The 2,960-nt window shown below is 45.4% G+C and carries 3 protein-coding genes; all 3 read right to left on the bottom strand.

Annotated elements, in window-relative coordinates; genetic code table 11:
• Positions 1–98 precede the first annotated feature (98 nt).
• The 3 genes from WKT17_RS16065 to WKT17_RS16055 are packed head-to-tail and all read right to left on the bottom strand — an operon-like array spanning position 99 to position 2,732.
• Positions 99–902, bottom strand: coding sequence for an ExeA family protein (locus WKT17_RS16065; protein ID WP_217218428.1), 804 nt, complete (start codon positions 900–902; stop codon positions 99–101).
• A gap of 2 nt (positions 903–904) precedes the next feature.
• On the bottom strand, positions 905–2,158 hold the full coding sequence (locus WKT17_RS16060; RefSeq protein ID WP_226971839.1) for a DDE-type integrase/transposase/recombinase: 1,254 nt from the start codon (positions 2,156–2,158) through the stop codon (positions 905–907).
• A gap of 52 nt (positions 2,159–2,210) precedes the next feature.
• Positions 2,211–2,732: a hypothetical protein gene (locus tag WKT17_RS16055; RefSeq protein WP_291683786.1), complete on the bottom strand. Its 522-nt coding sequence runs from the start codon at positions 2,730–2,732 to the stop codon at positions 2,211–2,213.
• Between the last annotated feature and the right edge of the window lie 228 nt (positions 2,733–2,960).

Here is a 2,960-nt window from a genome sequence, read left to right as displayed (position 1 = left end):
TAACGATGGGATGAAGCATATATTTTTGGACGCTTCAGGCACGTTATTTTATGAGAAAAAACCATCATGCAGATTATCTTACATGATGGTTTCTAAAGCTATCCGAGTTCACAGTCATTGATTGCCTGCATGACGGCATCGGCGGTTATGATATTTAAATTTGAGCTGTTTCCAACCAACAGACTTGCATTACACAGTTTGTTGATCATACGTGGGGTCCCATTCGCTGCATTGAGGATTGCTTCCAGTGCATTGTCTTCGAATACCGTTTGTGTGCATCCGGCGCCATTCAGTTTGGCAGCAACATAGGAATGCCCTTCTGCTTTTGTCATGCCTTCCAGATTATAATTCATGACAATTCTCTGGCGGAAAGGTTCGTGGATGCTTAGACGCAGGGTGCTGTTGAGCTGTGGCAGACCGGAAAGAAGAACAACAGCCCGGTCTTTGGAATCCATTTCAAAGTTGAACAGCATTTTTAAGTCATTGAGTACAGCGTTTCCGATATAGTTCGCTTCATCTATGATGATGACAGGCGTCTGTCGTTTCTCAAGTACGAGACGGTTGATTTCATCCTGAATGATTTTGAAGTTATCGGTCTTGCGGAATGCAGGCTGGGCTCCAAGTTCAGCGGCAAGATTCCGGTAAAAATCATTTACAGTCAGGGTGGAAAGACTGGAATAAACTACTTTATAAAGGGAAGTATTCAGTCCCGAAGCCCAGTTCCTGACAGCGGTGGTCTTTCCTCTTCCGGCGCTTCCGGTCAGGAGGCCGAAGCCTTTTGTGGTAAGCAGGTAGTTCAGACGGAACAGAACCTCCTTGTATTCCTGTGTTTCTACGAGGACTTCCTTTGAGTTCTTTAGGAAAGGATTGAACTCCAATCCATATCTTGCAGTGTAATCCATAATCATTCGTCTCCTTTGCATAAGCGTACTTTTTCTCTTTTTATCAATGCGTTTTCGGTTTTATTGAGAAGCCGGATTGGTGTCAGCGTCCCGTCAGCTTCCACAATGAAGATTTCTTTCATATCCGGGGAATAGCGCAGGCGGATACGCTGCCGTGCAAAACGATAATCAACTTCGTATTCAATCTGGTCGATGACGATTACACTGTCAGCAGATACCCGGCGTTCAATCTCCAGAAGGAAATTTTGACGGATGTCTTCCTCAGAAAGTCTGCGGATCTGCTCCGGTTCCGAAAAGAAACGGTCCTGTGGGGACAGTCCACGGAGGGAAGAATGGGGGGATTGGTTGTATTGCTGGACAAAAGCGTACAGACTTCCCCTCAGTTCTTCCAGTGAATGGAAATCCCGCATATCAAGGGCTGCCATCCACTGATCCTTCATCGTCCGGAACCAGCGTTCAATCTTGGCTTTTCCGGTGGGAGTGTATGGCTGGCAGTAACTGAGTGTTGTACCGATTCTTGCGGCAAGGAGTTCCATCTGCCTGTTTTTGTAAGATTTACCATTGTCAAAGTTGAAAACTTTTGGGCGCCCATACTTTGCTATGGCTGATTTCATAACCGACATCAGGTTGATAAAGTTATCATGATAGAACACATCAATTCCGGTAATGAAGCGGCTGGCATCATCAATCAGGGCAATGATATAGATCCGGTGTTTTTTGCCATCCGAATCTGTAAGGCGGGGACCGACGCTGCTGTCCCCGCACCAGACCTCATTGATATGAGGGCGTTCATAGCGGCGCATATCCTTGTTCGGTGTCTGCCGCAGTTCCGACTGAAGCCGTTTCACAAAGCGGCTGACGGTGGATTCGGATACCTGTCCGTTTATTACAGAGCCATCGGATTTCAGCTGCCTGTAAATAGCGGCCGCAGACATGCGTGGATAGTTGGTCTTGAAATACCGGATTCTCTCCTGAAGTTCTTCGTCAAGCTTGCGGCTCATGCCGGCATCTGACCGCCCTTTCGGGACGAGACCTTCAAAACCATGGTTCTGATAGTCCAGATACCATTTTTCAATGGTGGCGGGAGCATAATGATGGAGCTTCCCGTCGGGTCCCATGAGTCCTTTTGCAGAAATTTCCGTGTAAAAAGCGGTCTTGCTTGGATAACGTTCATCAAGTCCTGCAATAATAGGTGCGATGGCGCCATAGCGCATCAGTGCGATTTCCTGTTGTTTTTCTTGTTTCATAGATTTCATCTGCCTCCTTTTTCTAAAGGATAAGGGATAAAACCAGACCTGTCGTGTAAGGTTATGTTGGCAGGATAAAAAGTTTATTGGAGGTTGATTTAATCTGCATGAACTGTCTGGAAAAGAGGGAAAAACATCCTGAAATCAGGCTGGGGATATCGGGGAGGTGAAGCCTCATGGAGAGCAGGCGCTGCTTCCAATGTAAGCGGTAGTTCCGGATTATGGATTTCAGGTTGTTTTCATCCACGAGGTATTGTTCTGCCAGTATGTTCCGGAATCCGGTTTCATGTTCATAAGCATGAATCAGACGGACGTGCAGAACCAGAGGGATCTGTGAATAAGGGATCATGGATGAAAGTAACAGTGCATGGGTATGCCCGCATGCCTTGCAGTACACACGAATGACTGAAAGGGAGAGAACCCTGTCAGCAAGCTGGATGCTGCGTCTGTAAGAGCCATAACGGATAAGACAGCCGGAGTGACCGCAGACACATGAAATAAGGTTCAGATCAAGAGAATCTATTGTTTTATTGTAAAAATCCTGAGAAATAAGGTTGTAGTTTTCTGTTTTAATTGTTATCATAGGTATGCATGAATGTAGCGTAAGCTATGTTTGGGTGAAAGCAGAAATCAAACTTTGGTCGGGGAGGTTTCTGCTTTTTTATTTCACGGTTACAAAACCATATGATAACACAAGAGGCCTCAGGATAAAACAATCTGATGGAAAATACGTCAGATTCCTTTATTCCAAGACCTCTTTTATTATGCCTTAAAGATGAAAAATAAGTTTGTTATAGTGTGCTTGATAATA

The sequence above is a fragment of the Blautia sp. HCN-20427 genome, assembly GCF_037890365.1.
In the GTDB taxonomy this organism is placed as follows: domain Bacteria; phylum Bacillota; class Clostridia; order Lachnospirales; family Lachnospiraceae; genus Blautia.
Note: the sequence above shows the minus strand (reverse complement) of the source record. Positions and strands in the feature narration are given on the sequence as shown.